16 protein-coding genes are annotated in these 17,982 nt (G+C 45.5%); 8 read left to right on the plus strand and 8 right to left on the minus strand.

Annotation, left to right across the window (positions count from 1 at the left end):
- The first annotated feature begins 8 nt into the window (after window positions 1-8).
- Window positions 9-2,108, plus strand: coding sequence for a GGDEF/EAL domain-containing response regulator (locus BKE30_RS08230; protein WP_076878125.1), 2,100 nt, complete (start codon window positions 9-11; stop codon window positions 2,106-2,108).
- A gap of 88 nt (window positions 2,109-2,196) precedes the next feature.
- Here BKE30_RS08230 and rpmE read toward each other — a convergent pair whose 3' ends face one another.
- The 4 genes from rpmE to BKE30_RS08250 all read right to left on the minus strand — a co-directional run bounded on the left by rpmE (window position 2,197) and on the right by BKE30_RS08250 (window position 5,626).
- Window positions 2,197-2,418 (minus strand): 50S ribosomal protein L31, encoded by a 222-nt coding sequence (gene rpmE / locus BKE30_RS08235; protein ID WP_076878126.1) that lies wholly within the window; start codon window positions 2,416-2,418, stop codon window positions 2,197-2,199.
- Window positions 2,419-2,665: 247 nt separating this feature from the next.
- The gene (locus BKE30_RS08240; RefSeq protein WP_076878127.1) at window positions 2,666-3,667 is read right to left on the minus strand and encodes a bile acid:sodium symporter family protein; all 1,002 of its coding nucleotides are present in this window, start codon (window positions 3,665-3,667) and stop codon (window positions 2,666-2,668) included.
- Window positions 3,668-3,669: 2 nt separating this feature from the next.
- Window positions 3,670-4,053 carry a lactoylglutathione lyase gene (gene gloA, locus BKE30_RS08245; RefSeq protein ID WP_076878128.1) on the minus strand — a complete coding sequence of 128 codons (384 nt, stop codon included), beginning with the start codon at window positions 4,051-4,053 and terminating at the stop codon, window positions 3,670-3,672.
- Between the two features lie 25 nt (window positions 4,054-4,078).
- The gene (locus BKE30_RS08250) at window positions 4,079-5,626 is read right to left on the minus strand and encodes an AmpG family muropeptide MFS transporter (protein WP_076878232.1); all 1,548 of its coding nucleotides are present in this window, start codon (window positions 5,624-5,626) and stop codon (window positions 4,079-4,081) included.
- Between the two features lie 214 nt (window positions 5,627-5,840).
- Here BKE30_RS08250 and BKE30_RS08255 point away from each other — a divergent pair, with 214 nt between their 5' ends.
- Together BKE30_RS08255 and BKE30_RS08260 are read left to right on the plus strand one after the other, a co-directional pair.
- A complete protein-coding gene (locus tag BKE30_RS08255; protein ID WP_076878129.1) occupies window positions 5,841-8,576 on the plus strand; it encodes a Lon protease family protein in 2,736 nt (911 codons plus the stop codon).
- Between the two features lies 1 nt (window position 8,577).
- Entirely contained in the window at window positions 8,578-8,916 is a 339-nt protein-coding gene (locus BKE30_RS08260) for a DMT family transporter (RefSeq protein ID WP_076878130.1), read from the plus strand.
- 102 nt (window positions 8,917-9,018) lie between these two features.
- Here the strand turns inward: BKE30_RS08260 and BKE30_RS08265 are convergent, their stop codons facing one another.
- On the minus strand, window positions 9,019-10,257 hold the full coding sequence (locus BKE30_RS08265; protein ID WP_076878131.1) for a diguanylate cyclase: 1,239 nt from the start codon (window positions 10,255-10,257) through the stop codon (window positions 9,019-9,021).
- A 283-nt stretch (window positions 10,258-10,540) separates the two neighbouring features.
- Here BKE30_RS08265 and BKE30_RS08270 point away from each other — a divergent pair, with 283 nt between their 5' ends.
- On the plus strand, window positions 10,541-11,323 hold the full coding sequence (locus BKE30_RS08270) for a TenA family transcriptional regulator (protein ID WP_076878233.1): 783 nt from the start codon (window positions 10,541-10,543) through the stop codon (window positions 11,321-11,323).
- 116 nt (window positions 11,324-11,439) lie between these two features.
- Here BKE30_RS08270 and grxD read toward each other — a convergent pair whose 3' ends face one another.
- The gene (gene grxD, locus BKE30_RS08275) at window positions 11,440-11,802 is read right to left on the minus strand and encodes a Grx4 family monothiol glutaredoxin (RefSeq protein ID WP_076878234.1); all 363 of its coding nucleotides are present in this window, start codon (window positions 11,800-11,802) and stop codon (window positions 11,440-11,442) included.
- Window positions 11,803-11,993: 191 nt separating this feature from the next.
- Here grxD and BKE30_RS08280 point away from each other — a divergent pair, with 191 nt between their 5' ends.
- Complete coding sequence (locus tag BKE30_RS08280; protein ID WP_076878132.1) at window positions 11,994-13,226, plus strand: aspartate aminotransferase family protein; 1,233 nt, start codon at window positions 11,994-11,996, stop codon at window positions 13,224-13,226.
- 90 nt (window positions 13,227-13,316) lie between these two features.
- Here BKE30_RS08280 and BKE30_RS08285 read toward each other — a convergent pair whose 3' ends face one another.
- A complete protein-coding gene (locus BKE30_RS08285; protein WP_076878133.1) occupies window positions 13,317-14,264 on the minus strand; it encodes a LysR family transcriptional regulator in 948 nt (315 codons plus the stop codon).
- 73 nt (window positions 14,265-14,337) lie between these two features.
- Window positions 14,338-15,123 (minus strand): peptidoglycan DD-metalloendopeptidase family protein, encoded by a 786-nt coding sequence (locus BKE30_RS08290; protein WP_319822927.1) that lies wholly within the window; start codon window positions 15,121-15,123, stop codon window positions 14,338-14,340.
- A gap of 395 nt (window positions 15,124-15,518) precedes the next feature.
- Between BKE30_RS08290 and BKE30_RS08295 the strand changes: the two genes are divergently transcribed.
- The 3 genes from BKE30_RS08295 to BKE30_RS08305 all read left to right on the plus strand — a co-directional run bounded on the left by BKE30_RS08295 (window position 15,519) and on the right by BKE30_RS08305 (window position 17,950).
- Window positions 15,519-15,974: an MCR_0457 family protein gene (locus BKE30_RS08295; RefSeq protein WP_076878135.1), complete on the plus strand. Its 456-nt coding sequence runs from the start codon at window positions 15,519-15,521 to the stop codon at window positions 15,972-15,974.
- 99 nt (window positions 15,975-16,073) lie between these two features.
- Window positions 16,074-17,234, plus strand: a complete 1,161-nt coding sequence (locus BKE30_RS08300) for a D-alanyl-D-alanine carboxypeptidase family protein (protein WP_076878235.1) — start codon at window positions 16,074-16,076, stop codon at window positions 17,232-17,234.
- Window positions 17,235-17,461: 227 nt separating this feature from the next.
- Complete coding sequence (locus BKE30_RS08305) at window positions 17,462-17,950, plus strand: NUDIX hydrolase (protein ID WP_076878236.1); 489 nt, start codon at window positions 17,462-17,464, stop codon at window positions 17,948-17,950.
- Window positions 17,951-17,982 lie beyond the last annotated feature (32 nt).

Below are 17,982 nucleotides of genomic sequence, written 5' to 3' on the forward strand. Positions count from 1 at the left end.
AAATCTTTATGAATAGTCGTTCTCAACACCTCCAACTTTTGGTTATAGATGATGAGCAGACGACTGCAAATAATCTGGCGCAGCTGCTGGAAAAGCAGCACACCGTAACCCAGTTCCAGCTACTGGATGATCAGGAAGAATTTGAAAAAGCCCTTCGTTCCCCTTGGGATGTAATTTTATTTGGTCATGCCTATGATCTGGACTACCAAAAAGTCCTGAACTTATTAAAAGAAAATAATCTGGAAATTCCAGTTATTGCCATTCCTGATGAAATGGCCGCACCGGCTGACAATGAAGATACCTCAGCCGATCTTGTAGCAGGTTTTAAACTGGGCTTAACAGATGTAATTCCGCGCCATCGCCTAACCCATCTGGCATATGCCGTACAGCGTGAAGCCAAGCATGCCCGCTATGTGAGCCGCAATGCCAAGCTTGGCAATCAGTTTAAGGAAGCCGAACGACGCGCTCAGCTATTGGTTAAAAATTCTAAAAGCGCAGTAGCCTATATTCATGATGGCGTTCATATTTATACCAATGAAACCTATAATGAACTGTTTGGCTATCATTCCCTGGAAGATTTGGTGGGTATGCCGGTCATTGACCTGATTGAAGGCAAGGATGTTAATTCCTTTAAAGAGTTTCTACGCGCGTATAGCCGTGGTGCAACCCAGCAGTCAGAATTCAAGTTTAATGGCATTAAAGCTGATGGCAGTCAGTTTGAAGCATTATTACAACTTGCGCCTGCAAGCTATGATGGCGAAGACTGCATCCAGATTATTATTCAGCCACAATTGCAATCCAGCGCAGCACTGGCCGCACAGCTTGCTGTTATTGAACGTGTAGATAATCTGACCAAACTAAATAACCGGCTAGCTTTTGAAGAAGACCTGACCAAAACGCTGGCTCAACTGCGCATTACGCCTGCCGAGCATGCGGTACTGTACATTAATATTGGGAATATTGGTCATATTCATGCCATTGCTGGCCTGGCAGGTAGTGACACCGCTATTTTGAATATTGCCAAGCTGCTGAAAAAAGAGCTGGCACCCAATGAACTTTATCGCTTCCGTGAATCCAGCTTTACTGTCATTTTAAATGGCCAAGCTATTGAACAGGCTACTGCCACTGCCAAGAATCTGTGCCATCTAGTATCCGAACACATGATTATGGTGGACAAGCGAACTGTTCAGGCCACCATTAGTATCGGTGTGGTACCGATTAACCAAAGCTCACCCGGACAGGCCGAAGTTCTGGATCGTGCTTATCAGTCATCTGAGAAAGTCAGGTTACAAAATCAGGGCAGCGGTAATGGCGTATACGTTTATAACCCTGCTGAAAATGCCAGTAAATCTGATAGCGCCTTGCGTGAAATACTGGAAAATGCATTAAATCGTGGTCAGTTCCAACTGATGTTCCAGCATATTTATGACACCACCGAACAGGATCTGGAGCTGTTTGAAGTTTATGTTCGCCTGCCTTTAGGCGATGGTAAAGTCATGGGGCCGGATGAATTTCTAGCTGTTGCCCAGCAATATCATCTTGAAGGCCGTATTGATCGCTGGGTACTGCTCAATGCTTCAAAATTACTTAAAGCATTTATGGTTCAGCATCCTAAAGCAAGATTACTGATTAATCTGGGTGCAGAATCCATTCAGGATCCTAGCCTGCCTGATGTCATTACCAAATTGCTCGGTGCGCTCAATTCGCCACATAAACCGTTGGTTTTGCAATTCAACGAAGCCAATGTGTCTACCTATCTGCAACTGGCCAAGACTCAGCTGGAGTCTTTAAGAAAAATTGGCGCACAGGTTTCTATTAATGATTTTGGTTCTACGCTCAACAGTAAAAACCTGCTCAACTATTTAAAGCTGGATCTGGTTAAACTGGACAAGGCTTATATGACTAACCTGAACAATGATGATAACTACAATGCTACGCAGGCTTTAGTATCAGAAATACAGGGGTATGAAATTGATATTGTTGGTGGTTATATTGAAGCCCCGCAGGAAGTAGCCAAAGCATGGACATTAGGTGCACGCTACTTACAAGGTTATTACTTCCAGAAACCCATGGACAAACTGGTGTTAAATCAGGAAGAACAAATCTAAGGGGATTTGCCAGTTAATTTATGAATAAAGCACAACAAAAAACGGGCAATTGCCCGTTTTTTGATTTCTAGCACACTGCTATAAGCAATTAGCGCTTGATGCTGCGGCTCATGCCAAAACGCTGCTTGAACTTGTCAATACGACCACCAGTATCTACAGATTTTTGTTTACCAGTGTAGAACGGATGGCAAGCTGAACATACGTCCAGATAAAGTGTATCTTTACCCATTGCAGAACGGGTTTCAATCACGTTGCCACAAGAACAGGTAGCAGTTAAAGTTTCATATTTTGGGTGAATATCGGCACGCATGGCGATCTCCTAAACAAGATTGGCTTATGCTGTCATCGCAATTTACCTCTCCCGAACTATTTTTATTTAAAAAATCATTCGAGGCAGCTTTTAAAACTTATATGCTTTAAAAGCAGGTAAACACCATAACAGACCAGTCTTTTGGCTCACCGAGATTCGTAATCAGGGCCAAGCTCAACAAGGTGGAAGATTTTAGCATAATCCTAAAAGATTTTCATCTTTTGCACTGACTAATTAGCCTATGCTGCTATTGCTCTGTTGTTACCCCATTTTCTGGCCGCTTGGCATACCGTGCGGCCAGAATGCCGCAGACTACCAGCTGAATCTGGTGAAACAGAATCAGTGGCAGAATTAGCATGCCAATCGGATGGCCGACAAACAAAATCTTGGCCATCGGCAAGCCACTTGCCAGAGTTTTCTTGGAGCCACAAAAAACAATGGTAATCTCGTCTTCCTTATTAAATCCAAGCGCACGGCTGGCATAGGTTAAACCCACCATTACAATGGCCAGGATCACACCACAGATAATGGTCAATGCAAACAGTATTGAACCGGAAACCTGTTGCCAGAGTCCTTCATTAATGGCCTCACTAAAAGCAGCATACACTACCAATAAAATTGAACCCTGATCTACTACTTTAACCATGATCGGATAACGCTGGATTAGTGGAAAAACCTTGCTACGACATAGCTGGCCCAGCACAAATGGAACCAGCAGCATAAATACAATACTGAATGCCGCCTGAGTAGAATTGACATCCTGCTGGCTAGCCTGCGAATGAATGAATAGGCCTACCAAAACTGGTGTTAGGAACATACCCAAAATATTGGACAAAGAAGCACTACACATGGCTGCTGCGACATTGCCACGGGCCACCGAGGTAAACGCAATCGAAGACTGCACGGTAGAGGGCAAAACGCAAATATACAGAATGCCTAAATAGAGTGTGGGGGTAAGAAAAGGCTCAAATATAGGTCTGAACATTAGACCCAGTATAGGAAACAGCACAAAAGTTGAAGCAAAAATAAACAGATGAAGCCGCCAGTGGGTAATGCCTTGTATAATGGCTTCTCGTGACAGCTTGGCACCATGCAAAAAGAATAACAATGCAATTGCAATGTCAGTAAAATGGTTAAAGGCAGCTGCTGCTTGCCCCTGTACTGGCCATAAACTGGCCAGCAAAACCATCATAAACAGCAGAATAGTAAAGTTATCAAAAAATGTGCGCAGGGATTTGAAAATGTTCATCTTCACTCCTGCTGGATCAGTTCAACCTTGTAACCATCCGGGTCTTCCACAAAGGCAATCACCTTAGTGCCATGTTTCATTGGTCCTGCTTCACGCACTACCTTACCGCCCAGTGCTTTTATTTTTTCACAGGCTGCATAGGCATCCGCCACACCCAATGCAATATGACCATAGCCATTGCCCAGATCATAGGATGTAATATCCCAGTTATGCGTTAACTCCAGCACGGTATTGGTTTCTTCTGGCCCATAACCTACAAACGCCAGCGTAAAGCGGCCTTCAGGATAATCTTTCTGGCGCAAGAGCTGCATGCCCAGCACTTCGGTATAAAACTGCAATGATTTTTCCAGATTGCCAACACGCAACATGGTATGAAGCATACGCATTACAAACTCTCCTGTTGAGTTAACTTTAAGTGGATGTACTTGAATGTTGAGCAAGCTGACGCTGCACCAGCACAATCAGCAGCAAAACCGGTACGCCAATTAAGGCAGTAAATAAAAAGAAGTTTGGATAACCGGCACTGTCCACAATAGTACCGGAATAGCCCCCAATCACTTTTGGGATAAGCGTCATGAGCGAGCTAAAAATGGCATACTGCACTGCGGTAAATGATACGCTGGTAAGACTGGACAAAAAGGCAATAAATGCTGCACCGGCCAGACCCGAAGCCAGATTATCAGCCACAATGGCAAAATAAAGCCATGGCAGGCTATGCCCGGCATTTGAAAAACCAATAAAAATCAGGTTGGTTGCGCTAGATAAAATTGCGCCCAGCATCAGCACTTTCAACACAGAAAACCGCTGGGACATCAAGCCACCCAAAAATCCGCCAGCCAGACTAAATACCACGCCAAACACCTTGACTGCCGTGGCAATTTCATCTTTGCTAAAGCCCATATCCTGATAAAACACGTTGGAAATTACCCCAGCGACAATGTCAGAAATACGGTACAGCCCGATCAGCAATAACAACAATGTGGCCGTTTTCATGCCATAGCGACTAAAAAAATCCTTCACAGGTGCGACCCATGTTTCTATTGCCATTTGTGCATTGACCAGTCCGGCTTTAACCAGCAAATAACCAACAAGACCAGCAGCGCTAATTGAACATACAATTCTAAATGCTTCGTGACCAAATAATAAAAATGGGTTGGCTTCATCACCAATAACCCATAAACGACCCACAACAATAAAAGTAGCCACAAATACTGATACTGCAATTAAAAATACCACAACCAGCCGCACATAATCTGTGCCCTGATAAGGCCTTGGCGGGCGCTGACGGGCTGGTTCGCGAATGATCAAAGTAGTAAATACTCCAATCAGCATGACAGCAGCCATAATGAGATAGGTCGACTGCCATGCACTATACAAATAGTGCCCTTTTTCAGAACCAAATCCGCTGGCCAGAAACAGTGCCCCAGCACCGGCAACAATCATGGCGATCCGGTAACCTGCATTATAAGTTGCCGCCAGCGCCGACTGCATTTCAGCTTCTGCCAGTTCAATGCGGTAGGCATCAATTACAATATCCTGCGTTGCAGCCGCAAAGCCCAGCAATACAGCACCCATTGCCATTTGTACCAGACTATCCTGCCCTTGCGATGGGTCAGTCATGGCCATAATACCAATACCGGTCATAATCAATAACTGTGCAATTAATAGCCATGCCCGGCGACGGCCCAGCAACCGGGTTAAAAGCGGCAGCGGCAGTTCATCAATTAAGGGTGCCCAGACAAACTTGAATGAATAACCCAGCGCCGCCCAGCTAAAAAAAGTAACAGCCTTTTTTTCAATGCCAGCTTCACCCAGCCATAGTGACAGGCTGGAAAAAATCAGTAAAATCGGGATTCCGGCTGAAAAGCCTAAAAAAAACATAATCACGGCACGTCTGTCAGCAAATACAGACAGCGCCTGTCCCCATCCTGACAGCCATGATATTTTGGATGACTTCATTTTTTTATAAACCAGAAAAATTCTTAAAACAGCCAGATTACCCTGATGTGCCACACAAAGCTATGGTCTAAAAACAACTGTTCAAATAATCTGCAAACCCAGAAGAATGACTTTAAAAAAGCAGAAAAACTTGACGGATTTAACTAAGGAAACAGGCATTTTTCCTGCTACACTCATGCGGTAATACATCTTTTTTAGAGCAATGTTTTAAATAATGACTTCCAGACAAAGTATTCAATTGAATGAGCAAAACGCCATCTCCTCGTCAGCAGAAATTGCTGTAGCGAAGCCATCAAAAAGTCAGGACAAGTCCGTGGAAACCTCATCCGTGAAAAATACCTCAATCATTGCCCAGAGTGAAACCTGCCAAAAAACCAGGCTGCAACCTTTCCAGCTGTCGCGCTTGCCAAACCTGAATAATATTCCAGCGTCTACTCGTCGCATTAAACCTTTAAATGATTTTCTGGGCCAGCAGCGTGCCCGGGCCTCTGTCGAAGCTGCATTATCCCTTCCTTATGATGGCTACAATATTTTTGCTGTAGGCCCAAGTGGACTGGGTAAACGTACCATGCTCAAGCGCTTGCTACTTAAACAGGCGGCGCAAATGCCAACCCCAAGCGACTGGGTATATGTCAATAATTTTACCGATACCCGGCAGCCGATTGCGCTTGAATTACCCGCAGGTCAAGGCCCCAAACTCAAAAAAGCCATGCATCAGCTCTGGCAAACCATGCTGAATACGCTGGAACGCCGCTTTACGACCGATAGCTACCATGCGCGCATTGAAACCATCCGGCAGTCTACGGGCCAGCAGCAACAGGATGCCCTGATTGAACTGACGCAGGAAGGTGAAGCACTGGATTTGCGACTGATATCACGACATGAAGAACACCGCTTCGTCCCGGTGCATCATGTTGTGCCGCAAAGCAATACTGAACAGCCACAAAACAACCTGCCGCCAGAAATGACGGAAGAAGAAATGGCGGCACTGGCTCCCAGTGAGCGTGCCCGTATTGCCCAGAACGTGCGACAAATGGACAAAAAGCTGGAAAAACTCGGCTCCCAGTTAGGCCAGATGGAAGAACAGGCCCGTGCCAAGGTTTCCACCATTAATCGCGAACTGGCCAGTAGTGTGGTTGAACCCAAGATTTTGCAAATTGCCCAGCGCTTTGAGCATGTCGATGGTCTTGAGCAATATTTAAAAGTTTATGCCCAGGATATTATTACCCATGTTGAACATATTCTGGCGCAGGATGAAGAAGACTTTTTGCCCGGTATTTTTGACCGGGTGCCACCGCGCTATCAGGTCAATGTGGTGGTTACGCACAAGCCAAACAGTGGCGCGCCTGTTATTTTTGAAGACCTGCCTACCCACTACAACCTGTTAGGCCATGTTGAACAGCTCACCCAGATGGGTACGATCACAACGGACTTTACCCTAATCCGCTCTGGAGTGCTGCACCATGCCAATGGCGGTTTTTTGATTCTGGAAGCCGACCAATTACTGGAACAACCTTATGCATGGCAAGGTTTAAAACGTGCCTTGCGTTCAGGCCATATCAAATTATCGTCGCTTGAACACATGATCACGCTAACTGGTAGCATTTCCATTGAGCCAGCGCCAATTCCGCTACAGGTCAAGGTTGTACTGCTGGGCGAGCCTTATATTTATTATGAGTTGCTGGAATTTGAACCCGAACTTAATAGCCTGTTCAAGATCCGTGCAGATTTTACCGATACCCTGCCGCGCAATGATGAAAACGAACAGGCTTATATGCGCCTGATTGCCGATTACGTGCAAAAAGAAAAACTACTGCCTTTTGACCGTAGCGCGCTGGCTGCCCTGCTCACCGACTCCAGTCGTCAGGCCGAAGATCAGACTTCCCTGTCCTTGCATGCCGCAACGCTGGGTGATTTACTGCGTGAAGCTGCCCATCTGGCTGCAAGTCAGGAAGCGAGCATGGTTAGCGCCCAGCATATTGCAGATACCCTCGAACAACGCCGTTACCGCTTGGGCTACCTGAGGGAGCTGTACTGGCAGGACTTGTCACGCGGTACCCAACTGATTGAAACCAGTGGCTTGCGTTATGGACAAATCAACGCACTGACTGTGGTGCACTATGCAGACAGCGAGTTTGGCCTGCCTGCCCGTCTGACTGCATCAGTGTATCAGGGCGGTGGCGATATTCTGGATATTGAGCGCAATGTAGAGCTTGGTGGTTCGCTGCATGCTAAAGGCATCCTGATTATGTCGAGCTTCCTGCGGTCTCATTTTGGCCGTTCGCAGCCCCTGCATTTTTCGGCGGCTCTGGCCTTTGAACAAAGCTACGGCGAAATTGACGGTGATAGTGCTACGCTGGCCGAATTAAGTGCACTAATTTCTGCCATTAGCCACATTCCCATTGACCAGTCGTGGTCGATTACCGGCTCCATGAATCAGTTGGGTCAGGTACAGCCTATTGGTGGAATTAATGCAAAAATTGAAGGTTTTTATGATGCCTGCAAACTACAAGGCTTAACTGGAAAACAAGGGGTTATTTTCCCGGTACAAAACATGCAGCACCTTATGCTCCGTCAGGATGTTATTGATGCGGTAGCGCAAGGCACGTTTCATCTGCATGCCATTTATACCATTGAGCAGGCGCTTGAACTTTTAATGGATCGCCCGGCAGGCTATATTGATAGTAAAGGCAAATACACCAAAGGCAGTATTTATGCCGAGGTCATGCGCCAACTGAAGTCCTGGCAGGTGCTAGAAAGCGGTGAACCGGAAAAGGACAAAAAACGAAAGAAAAAGAAATCCAAGGATAAAAAAGTCGCCTTGCAAAAGCTACCTGAGCCTAATGTCGTAGATTCTGGTAGTACTCAATCCACCATAAATGCAGTGTCTGAAACCGACTTGCCTGAAGCTTGTGTAAATTCAGGCCAGACGGATATGCAAGGTAACTAATATGTTATGGCAAGCCATCATTTATCTGGCTTTGGCCATTGCCTGCGAGATTGCCGGAACCATTTTCCTGCGTCTTTCTGATGGCTTTAGCAAATGGCCTTATGTAATTGGTATTACGGTAGGCTACGGTCTGGCTTTCTGGTTTTTGTCATTAAGCCTAAAACTGGGTATGCCGCTTGGTATGGCCTATGCGATCTGGGCAGGACTAGGCACCGCCATTATTGCGCTGGTGGGTTTGATGCTATTTAAAGAGCCACTGGCTTTTATCCAGTGGCTGGGCATAGTCTGCATTATTCTTGGGGTTGTGCTTTTAAATCTGGGTGGAAAAATAAGTCATTAATCTTCATTTCACCTAACGTTATGACTGACTTTTTAATACTGTGTTTTAAGCTATTTTTCTAAAAACATATAAGGCAGCTAATACTGCCTTATATGTTTTTATTTAGGATGCCTTGGTATTGGATAAAGACTGTGGTGCCAGATGGGCAAATACATAACCATCACGCCCTCTGCTCTTGGCTTTATACAGGGCATGGTCAGCACAGTATAAAAAGTCATTCACATCTTCATTCATTTGCGGTACATACGATACCACGCCAATGCTTAAGGTCACATGTTGTGATATTTCACTGGCTGGATGTGGAATGGTTAAATTTTTGATAGATCGCAACAACCGTTCAGCCTGCCGGATTGCATGTTGCTGGGTGGTCATAGGCAGTAAAATCACAAACTCCTCACCCCCATAGCGGGCGACCAGTTCACCACTGCGGGTAGCAATATCAGTAATCGCATGTGCAATCTTGATCAGGCATTGATCCCCGGCCAGATGACCCAGCGAATCGTTATAGGCTTTAAAATAATCAATATCAATCATCATCAGTGATAATGGAGTCTGGTGACGCATTGCGCGATACCATTCTTCTTCCAGCATTTCATCCAGATAACGGCGGTTGGCAATACCTGTTAGCGCATCCTGACGTGACATTACTTCCAGTTGCTGGGTTTGTTGTACCATTTCAATGCGATGCAACTCCAGCAGACAGGATTGTAAATAATTTTCGCGGTGATGACGGTCTGTAACATAAGCCAGAGCCATGCCTAAAAAACTGCTAAAAGTATAAGTGCGATTAAGCAATGTCCATGCAATCTCATCGCTAAAAAACATGCTAACCAAAGTACCCAGCGCTCCACCCAGCCACCCAGCCAGAATAGCCACATAAAAGCGCAAGCCCACAAAACCATAGACAATGACTACGGCATACATAATTGCTGCATGTAGTAGCACACTGCCTTGTTCATCATAAACAAGGTTAACAATGGTAAAAGAAATGGCAATGGCAATGGTTGAACCTATGGTGGCATACCAGTCAAACCACTGGTGCATTTTTTCAAACCAGCTAAATCCCCACGCCACAAACACAATGATGCCAACGCAGCTATATAGCTTTAGCCATAAACCCACTTGCTCGGGTGGCAGTAACTGGTAAATGCCATAACTTAAAAAAAGATAAAGCAACAGGATAATAGGCCCACGATAACGAAACTCATGGGCTGCTTCATTCTGGTATTGGAAACGGTAATCTTTTTCTAGCGTTGCAGGAAACCAGACAAAGTTTAAATCTTTGCCTAATAATTTTTGGATTTCCTTACGTTCCAGCAGGTTGGAACCTTGTAATTTCATTACCGCCGCATCCTTGTGGAAGTGCTAAACATCTCCATGTCCTTATATCAGTCCCGCCGTCGTCCTAACATTGGGAAAAAGTATTTCTATTAGTTTTATATTGTGTAAACTTAGCAGAAGTTTTATCTTTTTTGATAGTTAAGATTACAAAATGTAATAAAAGGCTTACACGTTAGTTTACAAAATAACCATGTCATTATGTACTGGAAATTATTAAGTTAAATAAAGGATGAAAATATAAATTAAAGGTTAGGGAAAAACCATGAACACCTTAAATAGTCATATGGATAGTACAGCTACCGCACCTAAAGAGTCTCAGGATAAAAAAGCATACAGCCATGCGTTGGAAATCACGCCGCATACCGAATGGTCACAGGCATTTTGGGATCAGTTGGTGCCAGCCAAAAACCGGGTCAGCCAGCATCCCCTGTTTCAGGACCTGGCGGCCGGACGATTAAGTCTGGCCTGCTTTAAACATGCACTATTAAATTTTTATCCGCTTGTGGCGCATTTTCCGTCCTATATGGCCATGAGTCTTGCCAAGGCCACTACATTTCAGCTTCCCGGCGTGACCGAAGCACGTAACTGGCTCATCCAGAATATTAAGATAGAAGAACGTCACTTGTACTGGTATCGCGACTGGGCCATGGGTTTTGGCTTAACTGTGGACGAGCTTGATCATGTTTGCCCTCCTGCGGCCATGAATGCGGTTAATCATTATTTATGGAGCATGGCATATCGCGGTACTCTGGCTGAAACCATTGCAGCCACTAATCTGGCAATTGAATGGGCGACTGGCGACTGGACCATTCAGGTCTATAAGGGTATTGAATCCTACTCGCAGCATCCTGACATCCAGATTAGTAGCAGAACTGTGGCATGGTTGCGTGCGCATGCACACTATGATGATTTGCATCCTTATGAAGCAATGGAGCTGATCAAACGCCTGTGCAATCACGATGTCATTATGCAGCAAAAAGCCTTACAGGCTGCCCAGCAGGGACTGGCTTATTATGAGCTGGCGCTCGATGACTGCTACAAGATTCAGCAGCTATCGGCGGGCTAGCTTCGATCTTTTATCTAACCTTTTAAGGTCTGCTTGATTGGAGCTTCTTACTGTATTGATTCTATAAAAAAGAGCCTGATATCAGGCTCTTTTTGCAGGCATTATCATTGCACAGCTTATTGCGCTTCCGGGCTGTTTTGTTCAATCAGCGGCTTAAGCTCACCTTTCTGGAACATTTCCAGCACAATATCACTTCCGCCAATCAATTCGCCACCAACCCATAGCTGTGGAAAAGTTGGCCAGTTGGCAATACGTGGCAATGTGGCACGGATATCCGGGTTTTCCAGAATATTGACATACGCAAAAGGACGGCCAATCTGGCTTAACGCTTCTATGGCACGCGCCGAAAAGCCACACTGTGGAAACTGTGGTGTTCCTTTCATGTATAAAATGACAGGATGCTTGGCAATTTGCTCACGAATTAATGTTTCGGTACTGTTGTCAGCATGAGCTGGATTAGGGTTGGCTGCGTCAGTCATAAAACAAACCTCTTTAAATGTGGCGCTATTATAGCGGCGATTTGTCATAACAGCTATTGCCTTAGATTAGGCTAATAACAGCGAATTTCAATGCTGACCTTTGGTTAAAACTTGAAAAAGCGCCTCACCTCTAGCAAAAAGTTTTGTTAAGATGCTTATCTCCTGTTTTATCTCAACAAAGAGCGCTGAAAATGACCGTGCCCCCAGATTTTAATTCCGCAAATAACCAAGCTACTCAGCAAGCCAGCAGCTTAATGCCAACCTATGCACGTCAACCCATTGCTTTTGTTCGAGGTCAGGGAAGCTATTTATATACTGAAGATGGCACTGCCTACCTGGATGCCTTAACCGGGATTGCGGTATGCGGACTCGGCCATGCGCATCCGGTAGTGGCACAGGCTATTAGTGAGCAGGCTGGCCTATTGGTACACACCAGTAACCTGTTCGAGATTCCATGGCAGGAAGCCGCAGGCCAGTTACTGACAAAAGTTGCAGGCATGCAGCAGGTATTTTTTAGCAATAGTGGTGCGGAAGCCAACGAAGCCGCAATTAAGCTGGCCCGGATTAGTGGTCATAAAAAAGGGTTTGGCAGCCCAAAAATTATTGTCATGGATAAATCATTCCATGGCCGTACTCTGGCAACGTTGTCTGCTACTGGCAATGCCAAGGTACAGGCAGGTTTTGCGCCACTGGTAGAAGGCTTTTTACGCGTTCCCTTTGGTGATGTTGACGCCATCAAGCAACTGGCCAGCCAGCATGATGATATTGTGGCTATTCTGGTTGAACCCATTCAGGGTGAAGGTGGCATCAATACAGCGCCGCAGGGCTTTGAATACCTAAACCAGCTACGCGAGTTGTGTGACCAGCATGACTGGCTGCTCATGCTGGATGAAATCCAGACGGGTAACGGCCGTACCGGTAAATATTTTGCCTTCCAGCATACCCCTATTACCCCAGATGTCCTCACGACGGCCAAAGGATTGGGCAATGGTTTTCCAGTGGGTGCCTGTCTGGTACAAGGCAAGGCAGTTAACCTGTTTGCGGCTGGTAACCATGGTTCAACCTATGGGGGTACGCCATTGGCCTGCCGAACCGTCTATACCGTAATTGACTGTCTGGAAAAAGAAGGCGCTGTTGAAAACGCAGCCAAAATGGGTAATTATCTGGTTGAACAATTCCAGCAAAAACTCACTCAGTATCAGGTAACTGTACGTGGTTTTGGCTTGATGATTGGTATTGAGTTGCCAATTGCCTGTGGTGAACTGGTGGCACGTGCGCGTGATGAAAAACAACTGATTATCAATGTTACTGCCGACAAAGTCGTACGTTTGCTGCCAGCCCTGAATATTTCACAGGCCGATGCTGATGAAATTATCGCTCGACTGGTACCGCTCATTAGTGATTTTATTCAAAGCAAAACCTAAACTGGCTAATTGTTAATTTTTTAAAAAATAGTCGTATAAAAAAACCGCCTCAAATTCAGGCGGTTTTTTTTATCAGGAGAGTCAAGCATGCTATTGCTGTGTTGTCTCATCAGTTAAACGGCGCACTGAGCGACCACCCGGTAGCTGGCTAAAATACTGTGACAGTGCATCCAGACAACGATAAATCTTGGTTGGTTGCTGTTCACGCTTTAAAGTCACAGCATACAAAATATAATCCTGCATTTTCCATTGTGGCAGCACTTCTACAAGGTCACCCCGTGCCAGTTCCTTTTGCACATCCAGATATAAAATACGGCCAACCCCATGTCCGGCCAGACACAGTGATTTGGTCACAAAGACATTATTGCTATGAATACGCGCTGGCATAAACACATGTTTTTGCTCGCCTGATGCTGCATTGGTCAGGTAAATGTCCTGTGGATTTTGTACCAGATCAATGGGCAAAAGCTCAAGCTGGGCCAAGTCTTCTGGCGTTTGAACAGGTGCAAACTGCCGCAAATAACTGGGCGATGCACACAATATCTGATCTACCCGCGCCATGGGACGCGCAATTAATGATGAATCTGCCAGTGTGGGACTCATGCGAATGGCAATATCAATTCGTTCTTCAATCAGGTCGATATAGCGGTTATCTGCTTCAAAATACACTTTTAGGCTAGGATGCGCAGACAACCAGCATGATAAAGCAGGTACAACATGCATTGCGCCCAGCTCTGGCGTGGTGGCAATCCGTAAATCCCCTACCAGATCATCACGCAATTCACTAATACGGATACGCCCGCGCTCAGCAGCGGCTACCATTTCCTGACAACTGTGAAAAAATGCCTGACCCGCTTCTGTTAAGCTTAATTTACGAGTAGAACGATGTAACAGCAGCACATCCATTTCTTCTTCTAACGAACGGATCTGCTGGCTTACTGCACTGGTTGTGATGCCCAGATCCCTGGCTGCACCACTAAAAGACCCTCGCTCTACCACGCAGGCAAATACTGCCATACTTCGTAAATTATCAAGCATTGTTTGCGCTCACCTCAAAAAGGATGTTACTGATTTATTTATTTTATGGTTTTCGTTCAACTTATCATAAACCCTAACGGGCAGGCAGCAAGCTGGCTGGATTAATTGGTTTACCATTTAAACGAACCTGAAATTCTAGCATAGTTTGTGTCGTTCCACTGGAACCCATTTCGGCAATTTTCTGTCCTGCCTTTACACGGTCTGTCTCCTTCACGATTATTTTACTATTATGGGCATAGGCAGTGACATAGCCACTAATATGCCGGATTAGCACCAGATTGCCATATTCGGTTAGCCGGTCACTGGCATACACCACCTCACCCTCTGCTGCTGCCCTTACCGGATCACCAGTATTGCCCCCAATGCGGATACCCTTGATATCACGTGCCAGCTCAAACTGCTGCAAAACCGGGCCACTTGCTGGCCATTGCCAGGTCAGGCCAGATGGCAGCGTGGCTGGGGTATTAGGTAGAATGGGTGGTGGCGTAGTCACTGAAGGGACTGTACGTACCGGCGTGCTGGTCTGCGCAGTTGTCCGCACAGGCTGTGTAGGCAAACTTCTGGACTGAATGGCCACTGGCGCAGGTGTTGCAGAGGTTCTAACCTGAATTCGGGGTGCATCCTTACCACCACTGTGTAGTCGTAAGCTCTGGTTGGTATAGATGGTATAACTGGAATCAATATTATTAATGCGGGCAATTTCGCGGTAATCCAGATTATAACGTGCTGCAATCTGGCTTAAAGTGTCACCTGCCTTAACAGTATAATATTGAGGAATAACAATTAAACGGGACTGGCTTGGATTTACAACAGGCTTGGAAGCACAACCTGCCATCAGCAACACCGTAGCACTGCACATGATGACGTTACGGGTGGAAATACTGCATTTACCGGTTGCTATATCTGCCTGCTTTTGTGTAGAAAGCTGCATGGAAAGCCCTGATAAATAGCGAAACCACTTCATAAAACACCCCTGCCCTGAATAACTTTATCTCACTTGAAAATCTGTGTTTGTGCGGTTAGCCTTTTACAAACACCGCCAAAGCATAACAAGAAAAATAGTTTAGAAACGTTTTTTTCACGAACTGATAACGAAAACTCACATTATGCTTTAGAAAAAATCAATAATCGCTCAACGCTAATACTTTTGCTGCACTGCTATAAGTTTTTCTCATGAAAAATCAACAAAAAGCTTCATTAAGCTTGGCCAGATTGGCTTTATGCTAGCCCTGCTTACGATCTGGAATGATACACATGACTAAAACAAACCTGAATTTTACAAATTTTCCGTGGGTTAAAACGCTTGCTATTGCAGTACTGTGCACCACGAGCATTGCTACTGTTAATGCGGCACCAGCCAGCAGCGCAGCCAGCCAGACTGCCAGTAAAGGCGACAAGGTTGAGTTTAAAAGCTCACTACCCGTAACGCAGGAGGAAATTGCTGCTGTAGATATCCTGGGTGAAATTTGCCCCAAGCTCATTGGCAACAGCAAGAAATTTGATAACGGATATGAGCGCTTGCTGAAAGACCTGATGCCCAATATTGATCAGCCGGTCATGGCGTTAAAAGCACTGGCAGATGATGCTGAATATCAGGGTAAACTAAAGGAAGCCCGTGAAGATGCCAACAAGGCCAGCGTGCAGGATAACCGCGCCGTTTGCCAAGATATTGTGAATTATCCGGCAAATAGCAATAAAACTAAAAAATAATTTTTTTGTATTGTCTGGGCAATCATGCTTGGTTGCTCAGGCTGCATGGCTTAGAATCTCCCGCTTACTGTTTATTTTGCTAAAATGGAAATTCTAGCCATGTCTAGCCTACGCGCCTTAACTGTTGCTGCTGTATTTACTGGTTTTACAATTAATGCACATGCTGTGACAGCATTACCTCTTCCACCGACTCTCGACAATAAAGCATACGTACTCGTAGATTATGACACAGGCCAGGTTCTGGCTGGTTCTAATGAAAATGCAGAGTTGCCTCCTGCATCCATGACCAAGATGATGACCAGCTTCATTATTGAGAAGCGCCTGATGTCCGGTCAGCTTAAAGAAACCGACATGGTTCGCATGAATGAATCAGCGTGGTGTCGTGGCAGCAGTTCAGAATCCTGCATGTATGTGCCCTTAAATGGTTCAGCCAGTGTCATTGACATGTTGCGCGGTATTATTATCCAGTCTGGCAACGATGCATCCAAAGCTATGGCTGAGCATATTGCTGGCAATGAAGGCGCATTTGCCGAGATGATGAATCAGGAAGCCAAACATTTAGGCATGAACCATAGTCATTTTATGAATGCAACGGGTATGCCAATGGATGGACATTATTCATCTGCGCTGGACATGGCTATTCTGGCACGCCATATCATTAAGGATAGTTCCAAATATTATCCGATTTATTCTGAAAAAGAATTTACTTATAACGGCATTAAGCAAGGCAACCGTAATGCCTTGCTGTATACCGACCCTAGCGTCGATGGCTTAAAAACTGGTCATACCGAAGCGGCTGGCTATTGTCTGGTGGCCTCCAGCAAACGCGGTCCAATGCGCCTGATTGCAGTGGTGATGGGCACACCAAGTATGGATGAACGGGCCAGCCAGACCCGTGCTATTTTAAACTGGGGCTTTAGCAATTTTGAAAACACCACACTGCGTCCAGCGGGTCAGTCGCTGGCTACGACACCAGTATGGTTTGGCCAAACCGAGGCTGTATCGGTAGGTCTGGCAGAAAATATGGCCGTAACTCTACCACGGGGTCAGGCTGCCAATGTTAAAACCCAACTGGTTATTAATCCTGACCTGAAAGCACCGATTCAAAAAGGTCAGGTTATTGGTAAAGTGGTGGCTAATCTTGATGGTAAAATGCTAAGTGAAAAACCACTGGTGGCACTGGAAGCGGTTGAAGAATCTGGTTTCTTTGCCCGTATGATTGACCATGTGAAAATTTTCTTTAGCAAGTTTTTTGGCTAAATCGCAATTTGGCTTTTCGGCTTTGAAAATGCCCAACGCTGTTTGGGCATTTTTTATACTTGAGCCTTATGGTTGTCGTTTGTATTGGTTTAAGGGTTTGTATCTACAAAGGTATAAATTAAAGATATTAAATCAGGCTGATTATCGCTTTCCCTAACAGCTTTGATTGCCCAAAACTGGCAACTTTCGTATCATACTCACTTTATTGTCTTAGTGTGATTTCACCTATGTCCTGGATACCTCATGTGACGGTTGCCACCATTGTGCAGGATGATCAACAGCGCTTCCTGTTTGTCGAAGAACAAAGTTTGTCGGCAAGTCATTTGGTGATTAATCAGCCTGCCGGTCATGTTGAAGCCCATGAAACACTGATTGAAGCTGCTGTACGTGAAACACTGGAAGAAACCGGCTGGACTGTTGATGTAACTCATTTGCTGGGCATCTATACTTATACCCCGCCAGCTGATCCGGACTGTACTTATTATCGTTTTTGTTTTCTGGCCAAACCGCTATCACATGATGCAGCCCGTCCGCTGGACACCGGGATTGAACAGGCCCTCTGGATGACACTGGAAGCACTTGAGGAAACCGCGCGGGCGCGTAGCCCGCTGGTAATTCGCTGTGTACAGGATGCATTACAGGGCAAGCGCTATCCACTGGATATTATTTTTGAACAACCTTTATTTAATTCTTCACCCGACCTATTAAATGCCTGAACGTGAACACTGCCTACTGAATAAGTCCTGTT

It is taken from the genome of Alkanindiges hydrocarboniclasticus, assembly GCF_001982605.1.
In the GTDB taxonomy this organism is placed as follows: Bacteria; Pseudomonadota; Gammaproteobacteria; order Pseudomonadales; family Moraxellaceae; genus Alkanindiges; species Alkanindiges hydrocarboniclasticus.

Bases quoted from the DNA above. Each gene is read 5' to 3' on its own strand.
- BKE30_RS08230 (WP_076878125.1), top strand. From the start codon at position 9: ATGAATAGTCGTTCTCAACACCTCCAACTTTTGGTTATAGATGATGAG.
- rpmE (WP_076878126.1), bottom strand. From the start codon at position 2,418: ATGCGTGCCGATATTCACCCAAAATATGAAACTTTAACTGCTACCTGT.
- BKE30_RS08240 (WP_076878127.1), bottom strand. From the start codon at position 3,667: ATGAACATTTTCAAATCCCTGCGCACATTTTTTGATAACTTTACTATT.
- gloA (WP_076878128.1), bottom strand. From the start codon at position 4,053: ATGCGTATGCTTCATACCATGTTGCGTGTTGGCAATCTGGAAAAATCA.
- BKE30_RS08250 (WP_076878232.1), bottom strand. From the start codon at position 5,626: ATGAAGTCATCCAAAATATCATGGCTGTCAGGATGGGGACAGGCGCTG.
- BKE30_RS08255 (WP_076878129.1), top strand. From the start codon at position 5,841: ATGACTTCCAGACAAAGTATTCAATTGAATGAGCAAAACGCCATCTCC.
- BKE30_RS08260 (WP_076878130.1), top strand. From the start codon at position 8,578: ATGTTATGGCAAGCCATCATTTATCTGGCTTTGGCCATTGCCTGCGAG.
- BKE30_RS08265 (WP_076878131.1), bottom strand. From the start codon at position 10,257: ATGAAATTACAAGGTTCCAACCTGCTGGAACGTAAGGAAATCCAAAAA.
- BKE30_RS08270 (WP_076878233.1), top strand. From the start codon at position 10,541: ATGGATAGTACAGCTACCGCACCTAAAGAGTCTCAGGATAAAAAAGCA.
- grxD (WP_076878234.1), bottom strand. From the start codon at position 11,802: ATGACTGACGCAGCCAACCCTAATCCAGCTCATGCTGACAACAGTACC.
- BKE30_RS08280 (WP_076878132.1), top strand. From the start codon at position 11,994: ATGACCGTGCCCCCAGATTTTAATTCCGCAAATAACCAAGCTACTCAG.
- BKE30_RS08285 (WP_076878133.1), bottom strand. From the start codon at position 14,264: ATGCTTGATAATTTACGAAGTATGGCAGTATTTGCCTGCGTGGTAGAG.
- BKE30_RS08290 (WP_319822927.1), bottom strand. From the start codon at position 15,123: ATGTGCAGTGCTACGGTGTTGCTGATGGCAGGTTGTGCTTCCAAGCCT.
- BKE30_RS08295 (WP_076878135.1), top strand. From the start codon at position 15,519: ATGACTAAAACAAACCTGAATTTTACAAATTTTCCGTGGGTTAAAACG.
- BKE30_RS08300 (WP_076878235.1), top strand. From the start codon at position 16,074: ATGTCTAGCCTACGCGCCTTAACTGTTGCTGCTGTATTTACTGGTTTT.
- BKE30_RS08305 (WP_076878236.1), top strand. From the start codon at position 17,462: ATGTCCTGGATACCTCATGTGACGGTTGCCACCATTGTGCAGGATGAT.